General features: G+C 54.5%; 23 protein-coding genes and 2 pseudogenes. 15 read left to right on the plus strand and 10 right to left on the minus strand.

Annotated features, from left to right (window positions below; genetic code table 11):
- Positions 1-3: 3 nt before the first annotated feature.
- Positions 4-603 (minus strand): hypothetical protein, encoded by a 600-nt coding sequence (locus tag FHP24_RS27130; RefSeq protein ID WP_139679377.1) that lies wholly within the window; start codon positions 601-603, stop codon positions 4-6.
- A gap of 175 nt (positions 604-778) precedes the next feature.
- Here FHP24_RS27130 and FHP24_RS27135 point away from each other — a divergent pair, with 175 nt between their 5' ends.
- Together FHP24_RS27135 and FHP24_RS27140 are read left to right on the plus strand one after the other, a co-directional pair.
- A complete protein-coding gene (locus FHP24_RS27135) occupies positions 779-1,348 on the plus strand; it encodes a hypothetical protein (protein WP_139679378.1) in 570 nt (189 codons plus the stop codon).
- A 65-nt stretch (positions 1,349-1,413) separates the two neighbouring features.
- Complete coding sequence (locus FHP24_RS27140) at positions 1,414-2,277, plus strand: toll/interleukin-1 receptor domain-containing protein (RefSeq protein ID WP_139679379.1); 864 nt, start codon at positions 1,414-1,416, stop codon at positions 2,275-2,277.
- Between the two features lie 173 nt (positions 2,278-2,450).
- Here the strand turns inward: FHP24_RS27140 and FHP24_RS27145 are convergent, their stop codons facing one another.
- Positions 2,451-3,626 carry a site-specific integrase gene (locus tag FHP24_RS27145; RefSeq protein ID WP_139679380.1) on the minus strand — a complete coding sequence of 392 codons (1,176 nt, stop codon included), beginning with the start codon at positions 3,624-3,626 and terminating at the stop codon, positions 2,451-2,453.
- A 77-nt stretch (positions 3,627-3,703) separates the two neighbouring features.
- Here FHP24_RS27145 and FHP24_RS27150 point away from each other — a divergent pair, with 77 nt between their 5' ends.
- Positions 3,704-3,982 carry a type II toxin-antitoxin system Phd/YefM family antitoxin gene (locus FHP24_RS27150; RefSeq protein WP_139679381.1) on the plus strand — a complete coding sequence of 93 codons (279 nt, stop codon included), beginning with the start codon at positions 3,704-3,706 and terminating at the stop codon, positions 3,980-3,982.
- Positions 3,969-4,400: a plasmid maintenance toxin (PemK-like) gene (locus tag FHP24_RS27155; protein WP_139679382.1), complete on the plus strand. Its 432-nt coding sequence runs from the start codon at positions 3,969-3,971 to the stop codon at positions 4,398-4,400. Before FHP24_RS27150 ends, FHP24_RS27155 begins: the two co-directional genes overlap by 14 nt.
- 368 nt (positions 4,401-4,768) lie before the next feature.
- Here FHP24_RS27155 and FHP24_RS27165 read toward each other — a convergent pair whose 3' ends face one another.
- Positions 4,769-5,752, minus strand: coding sequence for a hypothetical protein (locus FHP24_RS27165; RefSeq protein WP_139679383.1), 984 nt, complete (start codon positions 5,750-5,752; stop codon positions 4,769-4,771).
- An 18-nt stretch (positions 5,753-5,770) separates the two neighbouring features.
- On the minus strand, positions 5,771-6,229 hold the full coding sequence (locus FHP24_RS27170) for a hypothetical protein (protein ID WP_139679384.1): 459 nt from the start codon (positions 6,227-6,229) through the stop codon (positions 5,771-5,773).
- Between the two features lie 61 nt (positions 6,230-6,290).
- On the opposite strand from FHP24_RS27170, the gene FHP24_RS27175 reads away from it, so the two are divergent.
- Positions 6,291-6,473, plus strand: a complete 183-nt coding sequence (locus FHP24_RS27175; protein WP_139679385.1) for a hypothetical protein — start codon at positions 6,291-6,293, stop codon at positions 6,471-6,473.
- A gap of 30 nt (positions 6,474-6,503) precedes the next feature.
- On the opposite strand, the gene FHP24_RS27180 is transcribed toward FHP24_RS27175, so the two are convergent.
- Complete coding sequence (locus FHP24_RS27180) at positions 6,504-7,136, minus strand: hypothetical protein (protein ID WP_139679386.1); 633 nt, start codon at positions 7,134-7,136, stop codon at positions 6,504-6,506.
- A complete protein-coding gene (locus FHP24_RS27185) occupies positions 7,129-7,881 on the minus strand; it encodes a hypothetical protein (protein WP_139679387.1) in 753 nt (250 codons plus the stop codon). The genes FHP24_RS27180 and FHP24_RS27185 overlap by 8 nt, the downstream gene beginning before the upstream one ends.
- A 189-nt stretch (positions 7,882-8,070) precedes the next feature.
- On the opposite strand from FHP24_RS27185, the gene FHP24_RS27190 reads away from it, so the two are divergent.
- Positions 8,071-8,466, plus strand: coding sequence for a hypothetical protein (locus tag FHP24_RS27190; protein WP_246091968.1), 396 nt, complete (start codon positions 8,071-8,073; stop codon positions 8,464-8,466).
- Between the two features lie 5 nt (positions 8,467-8,471).
- On the opposite strand, the pseudogene FHP24_RS27195 reads toward FHP24_RS27190, so the two are convergent.
- Positions 8,472-8,690 (minus strand): annotated as a pseudogene (locus FHP24_RS27195) (IS66 family transposase); the annotation flags it as partial.
- 306 nt (positions 8,691-8,996) lie between these two features.
- On the minus strand, positions 8,997-10,466 hold the full coding sequence (locus FHP24_RS27200) for a hypothetical protein (RefSeq protein WP_139679388.1): 1,470 nt from the start codon (positions 10,464-10,466) through the stop codon (positions 8,997-8,999).
- A 270-nt stretch (positions 10,467-10,736) separates the two neighbouring features.
- Here FHP24_RS27200 and FHP24_RS27205 point away from each other — a divergent pair, with 270 nt between their 5' ends.
- From FHP24_RS27205 to FHP24_RS27245, 9 genes are all read left to right on the plus strand, one after another.
- On the plus strand, positions 10,737-11,762 hold the full coding sequence (locus FHP24_RS27205; protein ID WP_065282917.1) for a ParB N-terminal domain-containing protein: 1,026 nt from the start codon (positions 10,737-10,739) through the stop codon (positions 11,760-11,762).
- Positions 11,752-12,153 (plus strand): hypothetical protein, encoded by a 402-nt coding sequence (locus tag FHP24_RS27210; RefSeq protein ID WP_139679389.1) that lies wholly within the window; start codon positions 11,752-11,754, stop codon positions 12,151-12,153. The genes FHP24_RS27205 and FHP24_RS27210 overlap by 11 nt, the downstream gene beginning before the upstream one ends.
- The gene (locus FHP24_RS27215) at positions 12,143-13,633 is read left to right on the plus strand and encodes a DEAD/DEAH box helicase (protein ID WP_139679390.1); all 1,491 of its coding nucleotides are present in this window, start codon (positions 12,143-12,145) and stop codon (positions 13,631-13,633) included. The genes FHP24_RS27210 and FHP24_RS27215 overlap by 11 nt, the downstream gene beginning before the upstream one ends.
- Positions 13,634-14,680, plus strand: a complete 1,047-nt coding sequence (locus FHP24_RS27220; protein WP_139679391.1) for a ParB N-terminal domain-containing protein — start codon at positions 13,634-13,636, stop codon at positions 14,678-14,680.
- Positions 14,681-14,861: 181 nt separating this feature from the next.
- The gene (locus FHP24_RS27225) at positions 14,862-15,887 is read left to right on the plus strand and encodes a DGQHR domain-containing protein (protein ID WP_139679392.1); all 1,026 of its coding nucleotides are present in this window, start codon (positions 14,862-14,864) and stop codon (positions 15,885-15,887) included.
- The gene (locus FHP24_RS27230; protein ID WP_139679393.1) at positions 15,880-17,511 is read left to right on the plus strand and encodes a radical SAM protein; all 1,632 of its coding nucleotides are present in this window, start codon (positions 15,880-15,882) and stop codon (positions 17,509-17,511) included. Before FHP24_RS27225 ends, FHP24_RS27230 begins: the two co-directional genes overlap by 8 nt.
- A complete protein-coding gene (locus tag FHP24_RS27235; protein WP_139679394.1) occupies positions 17,508-19,106 on the plus strand; it encodes an ATP-binding protein in 1,599 nt (532 codons plus the stop codon). Before FHP24_RS27230 ends, FHP24_RS27235 begins: the two co-directional genes overlap by 4 nt.
- 106 nt (positions 19,107-19,212) lie before the next feature.
- Positions 19,213-21,105, plus strand: coding sequence for a PIN-like domain-containing protein (locus tag FHP24_RS27240; protein ID WP_139679395.1), 1,893 nt, complete (start codon positions 19,213-19,215; stop codon positions 21,103-21,105).
- A gap of 1 nt (position 21,106) precedes the next feature.
- Positions 21,107-22,663: an ATP-binding protein gene (locus FHP24_RS27245; protein ID WP_139679396.1), complete on the plus strand. Its 1,557-nt coding sequence runs from the start codon at positions 21,107-21,109 to the stop codon at positions 22,661-22,663.
- A gap of 801 nt (positions 22,664-23,464) precedes the next feature.
- Here FHP24_RS27245 and FHP24_RS27255 read toward each other — a convergent pair.
- Both FHP24_RS27255 and FHP24_RS27260 read right to left on the minus strand, forming a co-directional pair.
- Complete coding sequence (locus FHP24_RS27255) at positions 23,465-26,320, minus strand: metallophosphoesterase (protein WP_180356150.1); 2,856 nt, start codon at positions 26,318-26,320, stop codon at positions 23,465-23,467.
- A gap of 230 nt (positions 26,321-26,550) precedes the next feature.
- A pseudogene (locus FHP24_RS27260) lies at positions 26,551-26,754 on the minus strand (integrase core domain-containing protein); the annotation flags it as partial.
- Positions 26,755-26,898: the final 144 nt, after the last annotated feature.

A 26,898-nucleotide genomic window follows, 5' to 3' on the forward strand; every position in this document is an offset into this window, starting at 1 on the left:
CCCCTAATTGCTCATCACCATCATTACATCCTGAGTCAGATTGTAAAAACGTACAGCATCAACAGGCTCAACGTCGCGGCCATGGGCTGCTGCATTTCTCAACTCAAGCAGGCTTCGCAGTGTTTGGAATGTGCCGGTGGGAATGAAGCCCATTTCATAGATCCGCTTAATGTTTTGGCCGGTCGACTGCCTTTGGATCTCTTTAGGGTTCGTTGAAGTTATCAGTTTTGCAAGCTCTTGGATCTTTAGTTCCACCGGTCTCCAAGCATCAAGAATTGCGGCGTTTGGAGATAGTGCGATCAATTGCTGTAGTCGTGGATCGGGCAGTTCGTTTGCGTTTAGTCCCACGCCCTCCGGCTGTGCGTCAGGCATCGGCGCTGACTCTTCGATCTCGTCCAGCTTCTCCGCGAAATCTAGTACCTTGTCGCCCCAGGTCAGTTTCCTAACTTTTGCGAGCAACCCTCCAATCTGCGAACGGAAAAACCACGCTATGATGACTGCTGCCAACGGCCATGCCAGCGAACTGACAATAGATGCCGCGAAGTCCAAGCCACCCATGCCACCCAACCCACTGTCGTCGTGTCCAATCTTCAATTCCAGCATTATGTCCCCTCGTCCCCACTCTGATCCAGCGCTGTAATTCGGCAAAGGGCTCGATTTAAACCCGCTTCGATTTTTGGAGGGCATATCAGCTGCCAATAGCTCTTCAAAACGACTGCTTGCCGGAGCCAACTCCTCTGTGTAGCAATTCAACATCAGCTTGAATTGGGAGGGAAAATTGGGACAGGCCAAGCAAAATAAGAAATTATTAGACGGATGGAAAGATACGCTTTCCTTAGACGAGCGCATCGTATTCGATGTTGCTTTCAGATTGCACAACAACGTCATTAAGCCACGTAATGCAACCGGCATGTGCTATCATTCGGTGTTTTTTCTGTATCTTTATCTCAAAGAAAAGCATCGGATTACAGCTTCCCCAGTCATCGCGTATGTCAACGATGGTACCGATGATATCTTCATATCGCATGCTTGGCTCGAATTTAACGGGAAACGCACCGATGTTAGTTTAGCCGTAACAGATCCTAGAATAGGAACGGCGGGTCAACTTATCATTTTGGACCGGGTCTTTAAGTCCGGGCACGAATACGGGTATTTTCTTGAGATCCCCGAGGCTGGATTAAGGCAAAACGAAGCGCTTCGCCTGGCAGGGATGCGGGCCCTCTTAGAGCACAAAGAAAAAGAGCACGCGACCATGCTGAAGCGCGTGAATGACGATGACGCAATCCGCTCGTATCTTGATGCTGAGCCCAATGGCTTCGATTACCAGAAAATGGCGACCTTGATCTGATGGCGGTCAGACTGCCGAGCCTCAGAAATTACCAAACGTGACACCCGGGAAATAGGTGAAAATCAATGCCAATATTCATTAGCCACAGCCATCAGGACAAGGACTTTGTCGATAACCTCGCGAAGATGCTAGTGGTCGCAAAGCACCATGTGTGGGTTGATCGCTGGGAATTGAAGCTCGGCGACTCCCTGACGTCGCGCATCCAAGAGTCGCTTACGGGTTCAAGTGCGATCCTCGTCATCCTTTCCAAAAGCTCCGTTGCGTCAGAGTGGTGCAAGAGAGAACTGAATGCTGGATTGATCCGTGAATTGGAGGAAAAGAATACCATTGTCATGCCGGTCGTGATTGATGACTGCTCGATCCCGCTCTTTCTCAGAGATAAATTATACGCGAACTTTAACAAAGATCCTGACGAGGCGTTCAATCTGATCGATAGTTCGCTAGCTCGGATATCCAACCCAACGATGTCTAGGTTCCTGCAGCCAGAACACAAAACAGACTATGCTTTCGACTGGCGCAGCGCGCCAGCAAATGAACTGCACGATGGTTGGTTGCTCCGTTGGACGTTCATAGACCACGCAGATTCCATGGAGTTTTCTATCCTTAGCGAGTGCCGCATTTATGCGCCTAAGGATGCCGAAGAAGCTTTCTTTAGGGCCGCGAGAAACGGGCGCCAGATTGAATTTGGACGCGACGTTTTGGCTGCTATCGGTGCGATCCTCGATAGAAAGCCGCTCGTGGAAAATATTGAAGACAATCTGCCAAAGTTTGTAGCTTTCCAGGTGAAATGCATGGGTCAAAGCTTTGCTGTTCAATATAATTATCGGAGGCTAGGTGTGGATCAAGGTACTGATACTATCGTCTACTTAGACAATCACGTCAAATTGGCCATGGATTACATGAATTCGGTTATTGGCGGCGGGCAATGACCGCTCAGCCTCTACTGCGGTCACCTACAGTGTCATTCACCCTAGCTGAGCCGGCCCATTTAGGAGCGTTCCTCCCGGCGTCTTCTCAGAGGCAGAGCTCAAAGACATGACGACGCACCCAATGATATCGGGGCACAAAGCGGTGACTGTAACGCGGAGCAAGTTCTGCTTGATCAGATAATTAACCGCGCCGCCCGTCCCATCTTCCGTTCGGAATTATTGTAATAGCCCGAGGCCTGCGTGACCGACTTGTGCAGGGACTGCTGCATCGCCTCCGGTAATGGGACACCGCGGTTCGCCGCCTCGGTCAGATAACCAGAGCGAAGTCCGTGCGCTGAAAACTGCGCGGGGTCCAGCCCGGCTTGCTTGACGCGCGTTTTCAGGATGAGGTTTATAGACTGCGGTGTCATCGCCCGCCGATCGAGATTGCCCCACTGGTCGATACGGCGGAAAACCGGTCCTGCTTCAATCTTCGCCTCCTCGAGCCAATGCCGGAGCGCGGTCACGGGACGGCCGATCAGCACGACGTGTTCGTTGTCATCGGCCGACGTGGTTTTGGTGCGACCGAGACGGATTGTCAGGCAGGGGAGGAGAGGGGAGTGCTCGTCGGCAGGATTGGCGCGAACCGGTTCGTCGTCGACCAGATCCTCAACGCGCAATCCCGCTACTTCTGAACGCCGGCGGCCTCCGGAGGCAAACGCCATCAACAGCAGCGCCCGATCGCGCTGATCAACCAGCCGGTCGCCGGCGCAGGCGGTCAACAGCTTTTCCAGGATATCAGCGGTGACAGCTTTCTTGCTCTTTCTCTGCCTAGGTCGATTGATGGCGCGAACGGCCAGCCGAAGCGCGCTATTCAGCGACGGCGCCGAAAACGATCCGGTCAGCCCGCGCCAGCGCGTCAGGATTGACCAACTCGTCAACCGGCGGCGAACAGTCGCCGGCGCATGCGGACCTTTGCTTCTAAGCAGCCCCTTGACGCGGAGCGCCATCGCCACGTCTTCGGGCATGCCGTGATCGGGATTGGTTTCGCGCTCGGCCGGATCCCACAGATGATGGGCGACGAATTTCAGAAGCAGGCTTTCGGGTGCCGGCCAGGGGAGGGGAGTGCCGGTGGCGACGGAACACCAGGCTTCTAGATAGGCAAGGTCGGACGCCAGTGCCCGCATGGTATTGTCGCCCATGCCCTCGCTGGCCAGATGTTTGAGCGTGGCGACGTCTTCATCGGTCAGAAGTTCGGCGAGCTGGTCACGGCGATCAAACGGCAGGATGGCATCGAGCGCATCCAGTTCCTCTGCACGCTTCAGAACTGTCTGCTCTGCCGCAGGCACGATCTGCGAATTTTGCTTCATCTCACATGTCCTGCCGATATCGCGAGTTTGCAAATGTTCCGGAAATCCCGTATATTCCGGAACAAAGGAGCTTTATCATGACATCCACGGTTACCGCTGCGGCGGTTTCGAAAAATTTCGGGGCTTATCAGGATGCGGCCGTTCGCGAGCCGGTGATCATCACCAAGAATGGTCGGCCCCGCACGGTTCTGATCGCCTATGAGGACTATGTGCGTCTGGCAAAGCGTGACCGCCGGGTCGAACTTTCGGCGATGCTCGGCGACGATGAGCTCGCCGCCATTGAAGCATCGCAGATGGAGCCTGGTCTGGATCATCTCAATGCCGAACTGTTGACGGACAAGCATGCTGCCGACTGAACCCAAGGTTGGCTGGCTGTTTCGATATTCGTATCTCTGGCATTGGCAACATCTCGAAGGCCGGGAGGAAGGCGACAAGAACCGTCCCGTGCTGGTTCTGGCAATTGTTGCCACGCTGGAAGACGGAACGCCGGCGGTGCGGGTTCTGCCTGTCACGCATTCGCCACCGTCTGATCCGCAAGACGCTGTTGAAATCCCCGCCGCTACAAAGCGTCGCCTTGGACTTGACGACGAGCGCTCCTGGATTGTTCTGACGGAAAGCAACCGTTTTGTCTGGCCCGGACCGGACGTCAGGCCGATAGACAGCGAAAGCGGCTACTACGGAGCGTTGCCACCGGCCCTCTTTGAAGAGATCAAGCGCCGGTTTGTCGAGCGGGCGCGGGCGCAACGTCATCATGCGACGGCCCGAACCGACTAGCTGTTGCGTGGTTGTAGGTGTGTCACCCTGCCTCCCGTTTTCGGCCATCATTTTTCGTTTCGGTTTGTTCGCTGCGACTGTGATTTGCCCGGAGTTTACACCGTCCAGGAGTCGAAATCCATCACTATCGATACTTGAATATTATCGATGGCCAGGCGTGGCCTGATGCATCATATCCAGTGGCGAACCCAAACTTGGATATAGCTTTCGTGTGAGAGGTTTTTTACCATAAAATCAATGGCGTACCATTCCGGCAGATTGGCGATTTCGAGTTTTTTGGAACCGGCGTTTCGCGCCGGCATCGCTCTCACGCGTCTCGACGAGCGCATTGCCCGCGCGTCCTTCGGCCCGGGCTTCCTCGAACGATCTCAGTTCACCGACGCCTGTCCCTCGCTGTGGATCGACGGCGACCCAGCAAATTTTGTCTTCAGCGTTGGCGCTCCAATCAGACGCAGTCGCTCAGGCAGATGCTGCCTCAGGCTTTCCAAGTGCTTTGTCCAAGCCGCTCCGTCGCGCTGGGCTTCATCAAAGCCGTAAATAATGAGATGCGGATTGGGATCGATTGCCGGGGGCTCGCCGCTTTGAGCTATCTGCTTTACTAAAGAGTGTGGCTGTCGGCCGTCTACTTTTCCGCTCGCGACTGACCGCATTTCACTTAGTCGTACCAACGCTTTGGCTGTTTGAAGATATCTCTGGGAGAGGTTCTCGGAGTGCTGAGTGAGGGCACTCTCATAGTCCCTGATTTGCTCGAGAACGCCAGGTTTACCGATGGCGGATCGAAGGCCCGCGTTAGAGAAATGCTTGGCTTCATAGAAGCGTATTGTCGGACGCCCGTCTTTCGACGTAACGACGGCTGCGTCGATCCGGTCCTGCTTTCTCTTTGAATCCTCGGCCTCATCATCGTCTAGAGCAGTGGGACTACCATCCATCCTAGCAAGTGCGATTTCGGAATCGATGACATTGTTGTTCCCGACCAGCATCGGATGGAGGCCAGCTTTCTCAGGTCCTACATGAAGCTGGGCTGCCTTGATCATCGAGTTAAGCGTCTTCAATCCACCGTATGATGAAAAAACTGGAGCCACACCTGAATGCGTAAATTGCCCGCCTTGCAACGAGACGTATGACTGGTTCGGGCGAATTAGATATTTGACATGAACGGTAGGAATGATCTTCGACGCCTTCCAATCGATTCGGAAGATCGATGCGCCTCGGTGATAGGCGTTTAAAGAATTTCGTCGCACGGCCAGGACGAGATCCTTATGGCCCAGAATGTCTTTCCACCAATTCTCTCCGTCCGACGAGGCTAGCTCATCAAGGGCTTCAAGGAACTGCGGTGCCAGCATAGGCTTCATGGGTATCGTCATCCTACCTCAGTGCCCGATCGCCGCGTATTCGCCGCCAAACCGTTCGCCCCTGCAGAAAGATTCCGTAACGAAGTTGACGCTGCCCTCGCCAGGCAGAATGAAGAGAAACGGGTCGGACTTCATCGAACCAGCCAAGCTGTCTGGATACTGGTTATTCGCATCAAACTTTAGCGGACGGCGTTTCATCGCGATCTTTTCTTCGCAAAAGACCTTCTTAGCGGCCAGCCTGTCCGCCATGACCCAGCGAACGTCGTAGTTTTTGGCGCCTTTTTGACCGATTTCATGCCAGCAGGGGTATTGTTTCCCGCAGCTGCCACCCCATTCACCGCCATAAGGGTCCCGCTCTTCAGCGTACGCAGATGACGCGATGAAAGCGAATGAGATGGACAAGGAGAGATTGCGATAATTCACGGAAAGGCCACCATATAGCGCCCAAAGTTTCCCCGGAAACTGTTTAGATTTCATTGAGCAAGCACATGATTTCCATATTTTAAGTCGCTCTTAATCTGAACTTGGAGGAACGGCCATGGTCGTCGAACGGAAAGGTCGGCACACTGTCTTTGACAGCAAAGCCTTTCCGGCGCTGAACACGGCCGACGGTAAAGTCGAGGGGTATGCCTGGCTTGCTGAGCGCGTGAACACCTTCATCAACGTCGTCCGACCGCGGGTGAGGTCGGCAGCCACTGACTACGCAGAGCGCCTTAGTTGATATGATCTTGATCGACCGAAGCTGGCTCCATTAATCAATCTCAAGTATCTCGCGAAACAGAGCCCGTGCCCGTCCCGCGAACTCAACAATATCTTCGCGACACTCCAGATTTTCGATGTTCGCGGTAAGACGGCAGGACTGGACGCCCTCAATTGCCTCGAACGGAAGATCGCCGTGTTGCGCGTCTTTGTCCGGCCAGTGGCCATTGTTCCAAACATGCCTAAGCCAGTTGGTGCTCTCGTCCATCGTATCTGTGCATTTCCAGGCAATAACGGATATCTCTGAGCGGGTCGTATCCGAAGAGGCGAAGATGTTTGGATCCGGTTCGCCCTTAAAGTCTATCCCCGGGACGAATGCGGTGTCTGTCGTAACATTGATCTCGAGCATCCATTCCCCCTTTTGGGGGTAGTAGGATTTCTGAGCTGCATTGGTGAAGAGATAAGACGTGCAGTTTAGCGGCAGGAAATCCCAAGCCCATTTATCAAATGGTGACGTCGTCTTTTGAGGAGGATGTGCATGGTTGGCGTTGCTCCACGCATAGAACGTCCTGTCCGAAAACAGCTCGCCGATAAGCCTTACCGTATCCAAAACTCTTCGATAGTAAGAATGAAGCAGACGTTGGGATTCCCGAACGTCTGCAAGCGCATGAGATAATTCAGTCATGGGTTTCCTGAAAATTATAATCAACAAGAACTGCTTTTGACCGGTGGTCTATTCGATGATGCGCAGTCAGACCGCTGAAGGACTGGATCTGCCGGTAGCCGGCCAATGCCAGTGCGCTCACGATGTCGCTCAGGATCCTCGTATCACGTAGGTCAGTTGTTTCTTTTCCGACTGCGATCACTGCCTCCAGTAATTTTGGCCAATTGGCGGCGAGAGCTTTTACCTCGTGACCGCCTTTTTGCAGGTCCTGGAGGATGCGGCTCAAATAAGAAGCTTCATGCTGCCCAAGCCCGCCTATGGCAATAAGGTACGGTTTTGCATCGCCATCAATTGTCGCCGGTAATTCGTGATATGCAGTCCATTGGCGGCGCCACTGGTCGGCGCATTGGTCAAGACCAATTCCCAGCTTCGCCTCGATGATCAAATCGATCTGAACTGACGGGTCGCCAACGTTAATCTGCAGAAAGACGTCGGGCTCCACGGTTCTCGCTGCGCCATCTCCTTCCGGCCAGGTCGGCCAGAACTCAACATTATAAAGCTCTACCACCTTATAATCCGGAAGTTCGAAGCCCAGCCCACGCCGTAAAATCTTCCACACCATCGGGCCTTCAAGATATGAGAGACGCCCGAATACTGAAGCAGTCAGCAGATCCTCTGAGCTTCGAAACAGATCTCGCCAGCTGGCACCAACTGATATGTCCTGCTTGACGCGGCCGGCTTTGCCATTCGTTAAAGCAATCAGCATTCTTCGAGTTGTCCCTGTGTCTTTCATGCAAGGTAATGAACACCTCACGAAAGGCAAGCTGCTGTGGCGCGGAGGTAAGCGGGGCTGATTTGGTAGCAGTGCCCGATAACGGGCAGTGCGGAGGGCGAGATTGCGTCGATGTGCTAGCCCTTGGCATGGAGTTTCGGCAACAACAGAGGGGCTCAGGCCATGCGGCAGATCGACATTGATAATCTGGACGAGGCGGCCCTGGTCGAACTCAATGCGCGCATCGTCGAACGGCTGCAGTTCCTGCATCATCAGCGGACTGCAGCTGCGTTGCAGGACATTCGGGTTGGAAGCGGCGTGACGTTCGAAGGGCCGGGGGGAGCAACGATCCGGGGCATCGTTATTCGCCGCAACAAGAAAACCGTGACTGTGCATGCCGACGATGAGCGACAGTGGAACGTGTCGCCGACGCTGCTGAGGCTTACCGGCTCCCATGTGCTCGGTACGCTGGATGGCGTCATGACGGGCAAGGCCAAGTTAGACGGGGCCAAGTCAGGTGGGGCCGGTACGAGCGCATCGGATAAGATCGTTGCTTTCCCCAAGCCTGATCGCCGTTGATGTGCTCAGGCTCTGACGGCGATCATCGTGGCCAGCGGAGTAATGGCTCGATGCGATGTGCCGATCCCCAGCCGATCGCCAAGATAGTGCCAGAACGACAGGCCGAGCTTCTGGCAGGTCTTCATCAGGCCGAGCATGCTGTCACGCGCCTGTCGACCGTTACGACTGACCGTGCCGCCGGAGATCTTTCGCTTGATGACAAAGCCACGCAGATCTCTTTCTGTCGTTTTCCACTCAACCGTGAGAATGCGCCCGTTTCGGCAGGTCTCGGCAATTAAAGCGAGATTTTTCGGTGCGATATTCGGCGTTGACGGCTTCAGATTCGGCAATAACATTTTGTGTTGTTTGCCTGTTTTTGATCAAGCCTGGCCGAAGGCAGCCATTTTGTCCACTGCGGGGAATCTCACATTAAGTGCCGAGATCGATGCCAAAATCTCGAATCAAGTGCCCAATCTTCAATTTACGTGCCGCGCTATCCTATTGAAATTCTTGCATGCCGAGTCTTGCGATGAAATGCGAAACGACATCGTTCAGACCGGTTCGCCTGTTTCCTGGGGGAGGGGGTCCCCCGGCTTAAGCGTCCAAACCATGTGCGTTTTGTTTCCAACCTCTGCCAACACCTTTTCGACATCGATTGGTGATAGGTGCTGGGTCACGGAGGAGGTTGGATGAAATTCCGGCGTAAAGCTCCTGACAAGTCGGCTTTCCTCGAAGAAGTGATGCGCGGCGCCCGGTAGTATCTCCATCGGCATTGGAATTTCGGCGTTTGGATTGTGATAGACGTTGAGCCCTTCGATCCAGGTTTCCTCATAACCGTCCGCATTCACGATGACCCGAAATATTTTTGGCAGGGTTGCGTTGGGGTTATGGTCGACCATACGGCCCTCTCGGATCGCAAGCACCTGTCCGGAACCGAATTTTCCCAAGATGCCGAGACGGTTAAATTTTGCGATCGTGCCCGCATTGGTCGAGATGACCGCACTGACGTGCCGAGAGTCAGGCAGTCGAAAAAAGCCGGAGGGGACAGGAGCCTTGTCTCCCCATTGGTGCGTCTCGACCCGCACTGGCGAGATGATCAATTTGCCTTCGCTGTCGAGAGCTGCGGGATATTCATAACCCCACAGATACCGTTCCAATGCAGATTGTGACCGCACCATCGACATGGAGGAGGAGAAATCGGCAATCGCAAGGACGAATGGCTTGCCGCTGACATGGGAGTGTTCCCAGTATTTCTTTTTGAGTTTTGAATACAACGCGCTGCCGAACTTGATCGGCATGTAGTCCTTCAAAAAGCGGTTCACTTCTTCGGGCGTATCGCTCGGCGGTGGAGGCATTATGGTCCCATTCTTGATGGTCGGGCCGACAGTTACCGCCTCAATATACAGTTCACCGAACAAACCGGCGGCGCAAAAATCGGGGACGTTCTTTTCCCGGCTCAGCACGTATCCCGCCTCGATCAGCATGGCATAGAGATAGAGCTCCCAGATGCGCTGGTCGAAACCCGTCGTCTGAAACTGTTCGATGAAATTGCCATCTGCATCCTCATACCAGCGCATCATCGGCTCAATAATATTCCGCGCTGGCGAGTATCCCTCGTTGGTTGAGAGCTCAACGAACGAGGGATGCAGCCTCCCTTCGTCGTGGAGATGGCTGAAGAAATCGACTGGCTGACCTTTTTCATCGCCTTGATAGTGTTCTTCCGCCAGCGCCTCAGCGGCGCTGCGCATAGCGGCGAAAAGTTCTTCCCTCGCTGCGTCAGGGGTGGGAGAAAAATCCGTTACGTGGACACCGCGGAAGCAAAGTTTCCGGTCTCTCGCCATCACGATACCTCCGAAATCCTGATCCTCGAGGTCCTGGGTCGCGATGCCGATGACATTGCCGCCCTCTGCTTCGAAAAATTCCAGCTCCTCCAAAATAAGCGGTGTCCGAGGGTGGCGAGCATAGCCTCCCAAGGCATTGAAGCGTGTGATGGAGATAGGTTTGATTTGCAGTTCGCTCATGATCTATCTTTGCACAGTAATCCTGACGGCGACAACAGGGAGTTGTAGGAGCGATCCTTTTGGGGTGCGTGATCCCTCCGCCGCCGCCGATCTATGTGGAGGGGCGGATAGGCCTGATAGGCTTTTTGTGACCTGGTTTAGTCATGCTGGGGCCCGTGCAATCCCGAGCAGCGAAACCGCCAGTAAAATCAATGCGGGACAGTAGAAAAATGAGGAATCTTTAAATTGCTGATGCTACTGCTGATGGCAACGGCAGCATAGGAGGTAGGCGTGGTCGGTGTGCAGCAACATTTGCCAATTTTTGATGTCGAACTCGACCGCAACAATCCTCGCATCCGTCGGTTTGTTGAGGGATTCGAAGGTGAGCTGACCGACGACAATATTCAGCTGGCCCTCGATATCGGGGGAGACGACGGGGACAGTGGCAAAGGTGTCACGAGTGCTGACAAGCTGCGGAATTCAATTCTCGCGAATCGCGGGATAATGCAGCCGATCATCGTCTGTCGCAACGAAGCGGGCCGATATCTTTGTATTGAAGGAAATACGCGCCTGTTCATATATCGCCAGTTCCACGAAAATGGAGTTGCTGGGGACTGGTCGACGATACCCGCAATCGTTCACGAGACACTCGCCGGCGACGGCATCGATGCGATCAGGCTTCAGGCACATCTGGTAGGGCCACGCGCGTGGGACGCCTATTCGAAGGCCAAATATCAATGGGAGCTTCACTTCAAGCACCTGATGCCCCTGGACCGGTTGGTCGACTTGTGTGGCGGGGACCGGCGCGATGTTCAGAAGTCGATCAACGCATATGCGGACATGGAAAATCACTTTCGCAAGCTTCACCAACCGGGCGAATTCTATAACACTCAACGATACTCCGGTTTTGTTGAACTTCAGAACACGAAGGTGAAAACGGCCATTTTTCGGGCGGGCTTCTCGCTCGACGACTTCGCCTCCTGGCTGAAGGAGAAGAAGATCGATGGTCTGATCGCCATTCGCCAGCTCCCGCTCGTCCTCGGAGACAAGAATGCCCGGGCAATATTCCTGAAGAAGGATATCAAGGCGGCTCTCGACGCCATCGAACGTCCCGACATCGGTGCCGACCTACGCGCGGCCAGCCTTAGCCAGTTGGCACGAGCAATTACCGAGAAAGCAGAGAAGATCCCGTTCATCGAGATCCAGCGTCTGCGCCAAAACCCAGATGACGATGTCGTGCGGTACGTGCTGGATGCCTTGGACGCGCTGCAGAATCTGGCTGGAGAATTCCAGCAGCGGAGGGATGATGTCGGGTGAGACGAGCGCGCATACGGTCCTAGTTGAGCGGCTAATATCCTACGTCCGCGCACGGCATTGCCCGCCGCGTGGCCTGCTTGTCCTCGCCGACCATCATACCTACGGCAACAATCGTCCTCCGCAGATAGCGGGATACACGCCAGATCTGTTCGCCAGCGACTTGCCAGCGACTTTCGAAGTTATTGGCGAAGCGAAAACGATGGCCGACCTCGAGACCGGTCGCTCTCATCGCCAGATATCAGCGTTCCTCGACTATCTGTCGGTCCGCCAAGGCTCGAGCTTTTATCTGGTTGTTCCACCGTTTCAGCGACGCCGTTCAGCCGCGATTGTTGATGGATTGCGCACGCCCGCTCACAGCGGCATAGCAGTTGAGGTGATCGATGGTCTCTGAACCCTCCACGCGGCTGAAACGAAACCCGTCGCTGAACCTTGGTTTGCGTCACTCAGGCTTTCTATACCAGCTTGAGGCGGTTGAAGCCGTGAAGGATCTACCCTATGCCGCGCTTTTTCACGAGCAGGGTCTCGGCAAGACAAAGATTGCCATCGACCTTGCGCTTGAGTGGCTGAAAACGGATGCTGTCGATACGGTCGTGTTCGTCACCAAACGTGGGCTTATTCAAAACTGGCAGGACGAGATCAAGGCCCATTCGTATCTCTATCCGACGATCCTCGACCAAAATCACGCCGGAAATTTCTTTGCCCTTAACTCCCCGAGCCCGGTTTTCCTTGTTCACTACGAGGTTTTTCGCACCGAACAGCGTCGTCTGGGGCTTTTCGCAAAAACTCGGCGCGTCGGCGTTATCCTCGACGAAGCACAGAAAATCAAAAATCCGGAATCGGACCTCGCCCGGGCTTTCCATGCGATTGCTCCGGTCATGAAGCGCCGCATCATTATGACCGGTACGCCTGTGGCGAACAGGCCCTACGACATCTGGTCACTCATCTACTTCCTCGATCAGGGTGAATCTCTCGGTACGGATTTCGAAGCTTTCAAGAGTGGCCTGGATCTCAGCAACGACCTTTGGGTGAACCAGACCCGGCGGGACGCCTTTGAGGACGAGCTAGGTGACCTTTTTGATCGCATCCGCTCATTTACCGTTCGGGAAACGAAATTGACGGCTGGGATCCAGCTTCCGGAGAAGCGAATTCAAAATGTTCCGGTCGACATGAGCCCACGCCAGAAAGCTCTCTACGACGAGTACCGAACAGACCTTGGTGCATCGATTGTCGTCAATGAGCGACAGACGCTCGACGACGCTGAAGAAAGTCTCAAGCGGCTACTTCGACTGGTACAGGTCGCATCCAATCCTAAACTCGTCGACGATTCTTACACCGAAACTCCTGGAAAATACGCCAAGCTGCATGATCTTGTGACCACGGCGACCATCTCAGGTTCAAAAATCATCGTCTGGACCAGTTTCGTTAAAAATGCTGACTGGCTGCAATCTCGCCTTACAGAGTTTGGAGCCGTTAAAGTACACGGGGGCGTGGAGCTCGCCGACCGCAACGATGCAATTGCTAGGTTCAAAGCTGATCCATCCGTGAAGGTTCTCGTTGCAACGCCGGGTGCGGCGAAGGAGGGTCTCACGCTTACGATTGCCAACCACGCGGTCTTCTATGATCGTTCCTTCAGCCTTGACGATTATCTTCAAGCGCAAGACCGGATTCACAGGATTTCGCAAACCGACACCTGCTTTATTTGGAACCTGATCGCCATAGAATCGATCGACGAATGGGTGGATTCCCTTCTTGCCGCGAAAAGACTGTCTGCCCAGCTTGGGCAAGCCGACATCAGCAAAGAAGAATATCGCCGCCTGGCAAACTACGATTTCGGCAAGATAATAAAAGAAATTCTCGGTCTGGAGGTTTAATTGGGAAGTTCGGGAGAGAACGCGATGTTTAACAGGGTCAGCGAGCAGGGCTCGGTGATCCTACGCGGTGTGGAGATTGTCACGCGTACCCTTGACATCGATGTCAGGGCTTTGAAGTTCTATGTCGATAATCCTCGAATTTATTCCTTTATGCGCGCGGACGGCGTAAAGCCGACACAGAGCGATATTCTTGCAAAGCTGCAGACCCTCGAGCACGTTAGAGAGCTGGTGCAGGACATCCGTGCCAACGGCGGTCTGATCGACCCTCTAATAGTGCGAGACGGTGATTTCGTTGTCCTCGAAGGCAATAGTCGGCTAGCGGCCTATCATTACCTCGTCGCTGAAAATCCTGTTTCGTGGGGTAAGGTAAGGTGCACCCTTTTGCCGGCCGACATCGACGAAAAATCGGTGTTCGCCTTGCTTGCGCAGTATCATGTCAAGGGCAAGAAGGACTGGGCTCCTTATGAGAAGGCTGGCTTTGTTTATCGACGGTTCAAAAATCAGATGGTCGATATCCCGGCCATCGCCAAGGAAATCGGTCTTACCAAGGACGAAGCGAAGCACCTCGTCGCAGTCTACGAGTTCATGATCGAGCATGGCGACGGCGACCGCGAACGCTGGAGCTACTACGACGAGTTTCTGAAGTCCCGGAAGATTAGGAAGGTCCGTGAAGAAGTGGCTGGTTTCGACGACTTCATCGTCAGCGAAATCCAAGCCGGTCATTTTGGCAAGGCAATGGAGTTACGAGACAAGCTTCCGGTGATCTGTACAGCAAGCAGCAAGATCGTCCGGCGCTATATGGATGGTACCTACGACTTCGCCGAAGCGCATGAGGCCGCCGTCACGGCGGGGGGTGAAAGCCACGTGCTCAACAAGCTGATCCGTTTCAAAAAGTGGTTAGTCGAAACATCCACTGAGGATGATATCCTCGATGCGCCAAAACAGGTCCGGGACCGCATCCAGTACGAGCTGAAGGAAATCGAAAAAAAATCTCGCAAATACAAAGACCTGGTTGAGACCAAAAAAAATGTGATCGATGTCCAGTGATCAGTCGGAACCCGTGAGCATGACTGAACCAGGTACGATCGGCCTCAAAAATTAAAGCGCTTGCATCCGATCAGATGGAAGCAGCAAATGAGGTCTGAAACACTTCGAGAGTGCTTGACTTGCACGGCCATAACCGCAAAATTGCACTGAGGGAATGCAATATTGTGTTGCGGGAAATGCCATGTCTGACGTTTTGTCAATTTTTTGCTCGATCGGAAGCTCTGCCGGAAGGATGGTTCTCCTTGGTTTTGCGCCCGCTAAAGTGTTGCATGCTCTAAGTTTTCCCGACGTCTTGAACGAGGACACGGGTGCCGGTTATCAGCGGCGCTTCAACTCGCAGCACAGTCAGGATTTTCGGCGCTATATTCGCCAACCCGGCGCTTCAACCATCCCGCTGACCCTCAACCTCCGGCCATCGGCTAACGCATGGTCGGTTTGCGACAAGGGCAACGGACAAGCCGAACTCAAGATCAGTGCTGATGCCGGGAAGATCATGGCGCAGGTCGATTGCCAGCACCGGCTAGGCTTTCTGGGGGAGGTGGATCTGTCGCTTCCTTTCATGTGCTATATCGGCCTGAGCGTTGAGGAAGAGATGGAGGTATTCCGCACCATCAACAGCAAGGCGAAGGGTCTTAGTACCAGTCTGCTGGATTTTCATGATGCGCATTTGGCGGGCGATCTTGCTAATGACCGGCCCGAATTGTTCATTGCCTTGCATCTCAACAATGACCCGGAATCACCGTGGTATCGACAGCTGGACCTCGGTGGTACCAGCACATCCGGCATGACGCGACGGGCATCACTTCGGACAATGCAAAAGGCGATCAAGCGCTTCTTGACGGCTACAAAAATTCTGAAAACGAAGTCGACCGAGCGGGCCGCCCAAATCGTGCTTTCCTTCTGGAAAGCCGTTTCCGAGGTGCTTCCCGAAGAATGGGCAAACACCCGCAAGCATATTTTGAACAAGGGGTTGGGCGTCTACGCGATGATGGATATCGCCGCAGACCTCTACCGTGAAGCGCCCGATGACAGCGGCCTTGATCGAATCTCGTTTGTGAACGCGCTTACGGACTTCGCTCACCAGGTCGATTGGACGACCAAGGGAAAATTGTACGGATTGGGCGGTGAGGGCGGCGTTCGCCCTGCCGTAGATTACATTCGCGACGTTCGCAAACGCGCGCATTTGAAAGTCGTCAGCAATGGCTAACAAGAATATTCTGCTTATCGAACCGGGCTACAAGAACAAGTATCCGCCATTGGGTCTGATGAAGATTGCCCAGTATCATGGTCCTCGTGGCAAACGTGACCGCGTCCGTTTCATCAAGGGTGAGGATCGCTCGGTGATGAATGAAGCATGGGACCGGATTTACGTCACCACGCTGTTTTCATTTGAATATCCGAAGATTTCGCAGTCGATCGATTTTGCACTGGAAGTGGCGAACGGCCAGGCAGACAAGGTTTTCGTCGGGGGGATTGCCGCTTCCCTCATGCATGAGCGGTTTCTGGATGAGCGTCGCTGGCATGGGATCCGGTTCATCAAAGGGCTTCTTTCAGAGGCTCCCGCCGTCTCTCTGCAACTCGATGAGTTCGCCGAAGAGCTTTATTCCAGCGACACGACGGGAAGGCCGATCGAGGATCTTGTGCCCGACTATGATATTCTGACGCAGATCGATTATCGGTATCCCGTGCGAGATGCCTATTTCGCTTACACGTCACGCGGCTGCATTCGCAAATGCCATTTCTGCGGTGTGCCAAAACTGGAGGGGATGCAGCGCGACACCGAGTCATTGACCGACCTGGTTCGCGCCATCGATGAGCATTACGGTCCAAAGAAAGACCTGATCCTCATGGACAACAACGTCGTCGCTTCCGCCAGGTTCAAGGAAATCATCGCGGAAATTAGAGATCTCGGCTTTGTGCCGGGCGCAAAGCTTATGAGGCCCGGCGCCAAAGTCGCGGTTCAGCGGCGGGTCGACTTCAATCAGGGCGTAGACGCGCGGATCTTGTGCAAGGATCCAATGTATCTACGGGAATTGGCGACCATTTGCCTCAAGCCACTGCGCATTGCGTTTGACCATCTGGGTGTCAAAAAACCGTATGAACAGGCTGTGCGCTACGCGGCGGAATATGGACTGACGGAATTATCGAACTACATGCTCTATAATTTCCATGACGGTCCTGAAGACCTTTTCGAGCGCATGCGTTTGAACGTGACCCTCAACGAGGAACTCGGCATCCGTATCTGGTCGTTCCCGATGCGTTACCAACCGACCAACCGTCCCAACCGCGGGCATATCGGTGAGAAGTGGTCGCGCTACCAGCTGCGCTCGATGCAGATTGTGCTGCAGGCGACCCATGGTATAGTCAGTGGGGCACCGGAATTCTTCAAGCATGCATTCGGCGATACATTTGAGGACTACGCGCGCATCTTGATGATGCCTCACGACTTCATATTCAATCGCACCTGGTACGAACGATACGATCAGGATCAGAAACTCTACGAATTTCAGGCAGAGTTTGCTGCACTCGACAACTACGAGCGGGCGGAGCTTATGGAGTTGCTGTCGTCGCGTGATCCACGAGAATTCGTTACGCTCAGCGATTACGCTGCCAACGATAAGGTCCGCCGGATTTTACGGTTCTATATCCCGGTATCCAAGGATGAGCTGACGACGATCTGGTCGACGCAAAAAGAATTGATCCGCTTGGAATCGATGTCGGACCTTGGGCTCGCCGAAGACGAGCGCGTTGAGGACGCCGGATTGGACTATGAGGAAGAGAGCATCGCGATCACTGCAGAGCTCGCACCAAAGCAGAGGGCTATTGCATGACCGAAGCACCCCGTATCAGCCGAGCGGCCCTTGCTGCTGCAAAAAGTGTTGGCGAGAGTGAGTACCTCAACGATATCGTCATAGGCCGCGATGTTCTGGAACTCGTTTCGAGCGCAATGTACGTCGACCCAATGACGGTCTATCGCGAATACGTTCAGAATGCCGCCGACGCCATTGATGATGCCAGAGCTCGGAATTTGCTTATGCCGGACCTGCCCGGCGAGGTGACGATAACCATTGATCAGATGCAACGGACGATCCGCATTCGCGACAATGGGGCCGGTCTCACAAATGCTGAATTCGCCCGGCGTATGCCGGCGCTGGGTGCAAGCAGCAAACGCGGAACCAGCGCCCGCGGTTTTCGTGGCGTCGGTCGCCTGGCCGGCCTTGGCTATGCTCAGGAACTGATATTCCGCTCCCGTCGGTCCGCCGAGGAGCCGGTCGCAGAGCTTTCGTGGGATTGCCGCAAGCTCAAGGCGCTGCTGCGCCAGGAAGACGGCGATATTGAAAGCCTGATCCGCTCAGTCGCGACGCTTCGAAAGCGGCATGTGAGCGAAGATCCGGATCGATTTTTCGAAGTCGAGTTGCGCGGCGTCGTGAGATTGCGGAGCGACCGGTTGATGAACCCCGCCGCTGTCGAGGAATACTTGGGACAGGTGGCACCTGTTCCCTTTTCGCCCGAGTTCCGGTTCGCAGACGAGATCCGGGCAGCGCTTGCGCCGATGGTCGACCTGGGCGAATTGCACATTCGGATCAATGACAACGAGGCCCCGGTCTATCGGCCGCACCGCGACGTTTTCGTCCAGGAAGGCGGCAAGACGACTCGGATTGACGCCCTCTCCATCGCTGAGATTCCTGGCATCGACGGTGACATCGCCGCTATCGCCTGGATCCTCCATCATGACTACGAAGGCGCTCTTCCCAACGCATGGGGTACGAAGGGCCTGCGGCTGCGTTGCGGCAATGTCCAGATCGGTGAACACGGGCTACTTGAAGACCTGTTTCCGGAAACCCGGTTCAACAGCTGGGCGATCGGTGAAATTCATATTGTCGACCGGAAGATTGTGCCCAACGGTCGGCGCGATCATTTCGAGCAGAGCGCGCACTATCATAACTTGACCAATCAACTGGCGCCGATTGCCCGCGATATCGCACATCGATGCCGTACCAGCTCGATCAAGCGTAATTGGATCCGTGAGATCGAGACGCATTCGCGGATGGTCGAGGAAACGGTAAACATTCTCCAGCAAGGCGTTTTGGGCCCGGATGAATACGGCAAGAAGCTCGTTGCAGCGGAAGAAGGACTGCGGCGCACCCATCGTGCCCTGTCGCAGAAAATCTTTAGCGAAACAGAAGTCTGCAGCTACCGCGAGGACGTCACGCGTCTGGAGAACCGCGTCGCTTCCCTCGCTGGACAAATGGTCCCCGAGCAACTGCAAGCCTTTCCCGAACGCGACCGCGAGGTTTTCATGAAAATCTGCGAGGCGATCTATCAGGTATCCACCAGCCAATCCTCGGCAAAAGCTCTGATCGATAAGATTATGGCCAAGCTTGAGATAGACTACGGTGAAACAGGGAAGGGTAGCGCCGGCTAACGCTACGAACAACATTCAACTATACAAGTTGACGAATGGATTGCGGTTGATGCAATTTTAAACTTTGCACCCCAGATTGTGCCCATTCTCATATGGCTTCCCTTAAATGTTGAAACAAAGCCCGCCCGCTCTTCTTTCCCTTCCGACGGGGGATGAGACATCCATCGATTTCAAGCAGCGCTTGCAGGCGCTGCTCCTCGATAGCTCGACGCATCTTTACGTGGACACTTCATTTCTGATGTGGTTGACGAAAGTCGGATCGGCCTCGCGCAATCAGCTCACCGACTGGCTTTTGGACAACTGTGGCAACCGCGTTCACGTCCCGGCTTGGGCAGCGCATGAATATCTAAAGCATCATGTTGCCGGGACGATTTCTGAAGAGCTTGGGAAGAAGCTCGAGGAGGTCAAGGGCGCGCTCGGCGGCATCTATACATACTGTCGGCCATTCGTGGATGAAGCGACCGAGAAGGGCCATAGCGATCCCGTGGCTGCTCGCGCCACGGCCCGCGATGCGATCAATACACTGGCCGACTTCATGGCGCGGGTCAAACAGTGGACGAACGGATATCAGCGCAATGCTGTCGAGGTAATATCCTTCATTAACACGACCGCAATCGGAAACACGCCGCTTTTCGACTATTTCGAGACCTTGTCATCGACCGGCGACGCTCGCTATGTCGGATCGGTACCGCCAGGTTTTCAGGATCGCGGGAAGAAAGGAAAGTTGTCTGCGAGCGATGAAGGCGATGATGAGAAGTTGCGCGCAAGCAACAAGTTTGGCGACCTCGTTTTCTGGAAAGAGATCCTCGCCCACGCTGCCAGCGACGCGGTGCACTCAATCGTCATTCTGACAAATGACCGGAAGAACGATTGGCGCCTCGGTGGTGGCGCAGGTAGTGCTTTTGACGCGCGTATGCTTGAGATGCGCAAAAACTGGACGCCTTTGCCACGTCCTCACCCGATGCTCGCACTCGAGGCGCGCCTCTCGGCTCACGTCGCTCACATCGAGGTCCTCGACAGCGTCTATCTCGGCGCTGTGCTTGACGGTTTGGCTCCAGACATCGTCAAGGCGTTTGTCGATGTGGCGACTGTTGCCGACGCGCCAGGCCTTGGTGATTCAAGCAAGACGACCGGCGAGAAGCCACCATCTGGGCCGCCGGAAGGATGGGGATCTGAACCGAAGTTGATTTTTGCTGAAGCCAAGCTGGTCAGTGCCAAGACATCGCCTTTGCGGCGAGCCCTGATTGCAAGCCGCGACGCGCCAAAAGACAACGTTTTGGCATTCGTTCAAAGGCTGTTGCAGATCGAAAATGGCATGTCTCTCGCACTCTCGGACGCGTTTGACGGACCAGTCCTGGAGAATTTCTCGCATAACGAGTTCGTTTCGTTTGCTCGACTGTTGCACGACGCAGCCATCGAAGGATCGCCGGGCTACGTCGAGAAGATTACCGACTTTATCTCGGCACTGGATCGTTTTCCGGTCGAAGCGGCCACATCGATTTATCTTGGCTTTCTGGCTTCGGCTTATCTTATCCGCGAGAAGAACGAGACCAGATTGCCGCCCCGTAGTCCGGTGGCGGAATTGCTGTTCGCGCGCCAGGCTGAACCCTATGCTCAAACGCCGATAGCGCTGATCGAGGCGAGGTTGCGTGACAACGAATTTCAGCCGATCTACCTGCCCAGTGCCGACGCGCCGACGATCCCTGTCGAGGTCGATATTCAAGCGGACACTGACGCGCTCGACGAAATCTGCAGTTTCAAAGTTAATGGCGTTGAGCTGCTGATTGCCGGTCAGGTGGAAGAGAGCCTTAATCTGCGCAAGCTTTTCCCAGAACCCGTGGCATTGAGCGTTGCCAGCCTCGCTGTGAAAGCGTGTGAAATTTTCACACTTCCCTTTTCTCAGTTGGAATTCGCACCGAACGTGCCGCAAACTGTCACGTTCAATGAAACGAGTGGTTTCAAGCGTCCCGGTGATGTCTATTTTGTGAAGGACGCCTGATATGGCCGATCTACAAACACCCGTCCTCTTTGATCCGTTCTTTGGCGGTTTCGTCCTGGAAACGTTGACGATTGGAATGTACGGGGAAGCGCGCAACGCCATCCGCGAATATATTCAAAATAGCTTCGATTCCATACAGCGCGCGATTGAGGAGGTGAAGATACTTCCGGTCGGCGGTGGATTGATTCAGATCGAGATGGCTGCCGACAAGAAGAGCCTGGTCATTCGCGATAACGGCGCCGGCCTTCCGGTTAAAAATGCCGCTGCCATTTTGACGCGTGTCGGTGCATCGACGAAAAGTCACCGAAGAAATGCCGGATTCCGAGGTATCGGCCGATTGGCCGGCATCGTGTTCAGCAATACGGTGACGTTTGTGACCAAGGCCAAAGGCGAGCGGGAGCAAACCACCGTAATCTTCAACGCCAAAGCCATGCGCGATGCCATGACTCCCGGAAAAGGGAGTTCGAAGTCCGCGGAAAACCTTCTGCGCGAGACTGTCAGGGCGTTCCGTACTCCGCATAAGGAAGCTGGCAAACACTTCTTCGAGGTACGGCTCGAAGGCTTCGTTGATGAGCCGGACGAATGCAAATCATCCACCGAGATGTATGATTTTGTCAGCCAGGTAGCGCCTGTGCCTTATCCCGCCGGCTTTCCATTTCTGGCGAAATTGCAAGGTGCGGCGAAACAGAGCGGCATCCCGGTCGAAGAAGTCCAGATCACCATCAAAGACGGCGCTAAGGCTCCGGTTTCGGTCACGAAGCGGTTTGGCGCGACCCATACCATCGCGAGCGGGGAAACCGAGATCACCGATTGCGATATCCATTGGAAGGCGGGCAGAAAATGGTGGGCCTGGGTCGGAAAGAAAGAGGAGTCCGGCTCCTACACGGATAGCAAAGTGAGTGGCCTTCGGGTGAGGGTTCGCAATATCCAGATCGACGGGACTACCATCGTCAGCGAAATTTTTCGAGAACATGCCAAAACCCATGTCCGGTTTCAGGATTGGTATATCGGGGAGATATTCGTCGATCCTGGTGCGCTTGTTCCGAATGCCCGTAGAGATGGCTTCGAGGAAGACAGTGCGTGGAAGAAGATCAAACGCGAGATTGCCGAAGTTGTCAAAGAGCTCGGCAAGGAAGCGTATAAGACCTCGATTGCTGGCCAGCTATCTCTCGAAGCACAGAAGGAAAATCTCGGAAAGGTCCGCAAGGAACTTCGACAGCTATCGAGAGCAAAATTTCAGGACGTAGACCGGGCAATTAAACTTTCGAAGGATCTCACGACTTATCAAAAACGGGTCGCCAAGGCGTCGGTCGGTGCCGACATGGAGACCGCGGCAGAGCTTCATGCCATCGGCTCGGAGTTTGTCGACATTAAGCGTGAGGCGTTGGCCAATGTCGGAGAGGCCGCCACCAAGCTAGACCGCGAACGGATTCAGGAAGACGCAAGAAACGCTTTTCTCAAGGAAATCCTGCTCTTGCTTGAAGACAATCTGACCCCGGACTTGTTCGCGGAGGTGCAGGAGCTGCTCCTCGAGGAATACGGCGACGACGGCGATTAGTGTGTCACTGGAAGAGAGGTGAACCGCCTCTGGCCCGATCAGCGTCGATATGACATATATGTTTATGCGATCTGTCTCGCTTGCCGCAGACAATCGAGTACTGCTGCACGGTCCGGAACGCGTCCGGTAGCTCAGCGAACGGAGCACCCTGAAGCGCGCCGGGCTTGCGCTGCACGACAGCCAGATAGTGTCGCCAGTGGCTGGTGAGCATTTCCGCGTAGTCGATGGCTCCCATGACCGACGATTTATGCGCGTCTTTCAGCCGATCCTACGCCTTCAGCCATTGGAAGCCCTGAATGATCGAACTTCGGTGCCTGGAGTTCTGGGCGAAGACCCGTCCCGGCATCTGCCAATCGCCCGGCGATCCATCGGCTCTAACCAAATCGTGTCGTGGTTACCGCAGAAGGTCAGATCGCTAGATAGACGAGGCAGGTCGGCATGACACGCTTCGTAAGCGACAAGCCGATCGAACGGCCCACAGCCTGACATCTAATGCCAGCGCCTCCTCTGCCCGGTTGTTGGCAATGGTGCCGCGCATCTGCCATGTGGCAAATTTGAACAGAACCATCCAGCGCGTTCAACCGCAACGTGTATAGCCCTTATGACAATACACGCAAGATTATCATCGGATGATGGAAGGCTTCTCGCCTAAACGCTGGTGATCTTAACTCAGCACCGAAGGAGGCGTCGGCTTACGGCCAATTGCGGACGAGGTGATGATGCTCGGAGGGCGCGGTTTCATGTCTTTTCCTTCGCAAGAGAAATGAGATATTGAACGCAGATTGAGGTTTGTCAATGGCACTATCGCTGAACTTCCTCAAGAATTTCTTGACAGAAAACCAGTGCGTCGGCCTCGTCGGCGGTTAGATGTTGAGAAATCTGAATGGTCCACCTCACGCTGCCTTTTTTGGCAAGCTCGATATTGGGCCGTATGGCTCTAACGCGATTTTCGAGGACGAGTTCCAGATGCATCGCGATCTCACGGGCTTTGTCCAGCTCGTCGTGGAACAGACGTGCCAAGGTATCGAGCCAGTGCCAACCAAGATTGTCGACATCGCCTTTACTTTTCTGGAAGTGTTCGAACAACTCATACTTGTAAGCTTTGGCATCTGCCGTGGACACTTGCCCTGAGCTTCCCGGGTCGATTTCCAGCAGCTCCCAGTTATAATACAAAATGTCGTTGATGGCCGAAAGACGATTTTCCGGATCCGCGGGCGTGACGATGACCGATCTGGCGTGTTTGATCGCTTCCGCCAAGTATCCCGCTTTTCGCTCGTCGCCGCTCTTCATTTGTTCAGACATGCGCCAGTATGTCAGTCCGAAACCGCGGCGAATTTCGTCGAAAGCCCAGTGATGTTTGGTGATGATCTCGTCGCCATTTTGCTCGACCGTCGTAATCGCGCGGCCCGAATGATGTAGGGCGCTTTCGTAGTCTCCGCGTTCCCGCAAAATATTGCCTAGCCGGTAGTTTGACGCAGCGTCGTCTGGTTTTTTTTGCAGCAGTTCGCGATAGATGGTTTCCGCCTCAAGTTGCTCGACGCTGTCGCCTGTATAGACCAGCATGTAAGCTCGCTCGCCCTTTAGAGCAAACACGAGATCTTCTTTCCAAGGCTCATTGTCGTAGCGTGCGCCCTGGACATCGTGCAGGATTGCGAGGAAAGCGTCCGCAGCTTGGCGAAACAATCCAGGGCTGCCCCCTTGCGTCGTACGCCGGTCCTGAGCTTCCTCCCACAAGCCGAATGCAATTCTCATCTTCGACCTGAGCGGTTCCGGTACGTTCTTAAAACGGTTCAGCTGCATTTCGCCGCTGTTCATCGAGCGCACCAGTGCTCCGCCGACGGGCGCTGTAACTGGTTCTTCTTCTGAATGTCGCTTGATGACGTCCACGTATCCGACAAGAGCGTCGATCATGCCTTTGAGGACGTTCAAGTGCCTCATCCAGGAGACGCCAACGTCGCCGCGTCCGCGCCCGTAGCGCAGTCGATAATCGATGTCACCCCAAACATCTTCGAGGGCACTGCGAATCTGGACTTCGATTGGGATGACCTCAAGCCGCTCATAGGGCGGAGGGGCCGTCACATAAGCAACCAGATGAACCGAAGAATAACCTGTCGGTCTTTGTTTGACATTGAAGCGCACTGCGAGCGATGAATTCGCGAACGCGCTGCGTATCGCCTCTGCCATGGCGGTTTGATCGGCGTCCATCTTGGCGACGTTGACGTCGATCTCGACAGGATGGTTTTTTGCAAATTCCAGTCCAAGTTCCGCCGGCGCTCCGGCTTCGATCAAGGCCAAGATATTCTTAACCGTCTCCGGTATCTGGTCCTGGTACATGGTGACGATGCGAAAACCGCAAACATCGGGCATTTTCCGCACAGAATAGTCAGGATCTGCACTGCTACGACTTTTCAGCTTTTCCGAAATCCGTGCCGTGTCCTTGATTCGATACTTCAATGCGTAGCAACGGTCGGCGATTTCCGGCGTGACTATCAACGATTTGTGCAGATATGGCGCAAGATATGACTGGATATCGGCTCCCAACTTGAGAACCATGTCCAGGTCGCTTTCCGGTTGGGTTAAGTTCATGTTTTGGTCCATTGGCATGACACGATCGACCGGGTGACCGTTTTGGGCAGCGGCTTCGGGGGATGTGGCGCCCGCAAGGGCCTTCTCGATTTTCGATTTAGGATTGCGTACTCGCCTTGGAGGCGGGGGAAGCATCGCGGCTATGGTCTCCGATTGAGCGCCGTTGAGACGCCAATTGCCAGAATGGGGGGAGTATTCGAACAGCTGAGTTTGGATCTGGCTCCGCTTGAATGAAAGCTCATAGGTGGCAAAGGTGTTACGGATAGAGCCATCGGTTTGATAGGACGCGCCGGTTGCAAGGGTGGTTATAGTGGAGCCAACGTTTCTTGAAACGGTCAGACCTTCGTGTTCATGCAGGTGGCCTCGCAGAAGCAAATGAGCACCGTTTTGCTGGGACAGCAGTCGTTCCACGACATCTCGGTTCCAAGGCACAAGATCACTTACCGGATGGTGAGCGATCGCAATGACAAGGCCACCAAGTTCTCTGGCACTGTCGAGATGCTTGCTGAGGGTCTTGGCGTCAATCACAAGGTTGCCCGTGTCCTCATCATTGCAGCTGAAAAGGGACGAGTTCAGGCCGATCACATGAATTGGCATACCCTTGAAGTCGAAACCAAACCGGAATGCAAAGGGACTGTTTCGATGCCAATCGCTCGAAAGAGGAATGTGCGCCGATATACGTTGATGCCAGTCAAGAAAGGGATGAAGATGAGTGCAGTGATCGGGAGCATATTGCCTCCAATCGGCATAAGCACGTTCATTTCCGGCGACCGTTCGAAAAAGCGCGGCAGTTGCGGCTGAACGCTTTACGTCGTGGTTGCCTGGAACGATGATGAGCTTGGCGTGCGGCCAGGGCGACATCAATTGTCTAAGCCATTCCTGACCTTCAGCGAACTGGCCATCGTCGCCGCTTTGGGCGAGATCACCAGAGAAAACACAAAGATCAGGAACAACCCCACAAGCATGCGCAGCTTGGATTTGGGAGTGGGCAATCGCGGCGCGTTGACCATGAGGGTCATGGACACCAAAATGCGCGTCAGTAAAATGAAGTATTCTGAACTTGTTTTCCAAACACATCCCCAATGTGCCGCGTCACACAAGATCACTAAAAAATATAAAAGTGTCAATCGACGTCACACTCTTTGATTGACCTTCGCAGATTCTTCACTTGCTGCGTTTTTTTTCGAGCGCCACCCCCGTCAACATCCTCCGAAAGTCCGGGCTTCTACGCGTCCCTGGCCTTTGCCATCGCGGGCAGCATCGCTTTGTCGGTTGAACCGGGATGACCTGCCACTGAAGTTTCATCCGGCTGCGATTAGAGCCTCGGCAGTTTTTGATAAGCCAAATGGCGCGATGGAAGCAACCCGCGGACACGCGAAGCTTTCATATTGCGTAGCGTTGGAGCCGGTTGCGGCGATGATCCCGGTATAGTCCGCTGGGGTTTGGTATCCGAGCGATGAGTGCGGCCGGAAATTGTTGTAGTCGTCGGCCGATTTCGCAATGGCCTGCGGGCGTGATCGGCTTCGGTGGCGGAGGACGCAGCTCTGTCCACCAAGGCCCTAGACAGAGGCGCCGACGCACTCTCAACGACCACTGCGAATGCCGAGCGGAATGCGTCATTGACACAGTCCACCGGGATACCGGAAATT

It is taken from the genome of Aliirhizobium smilacinae (assembly GCF_006335145.1).
GTDB classification, from domain to species: domain Bacteria; phylum Pseudomonadota; class Alphaproteobacteria; order Rhizobiales; family Rhizobiaceae; genus Neorhizobium; species Neorhizobium smilacinae.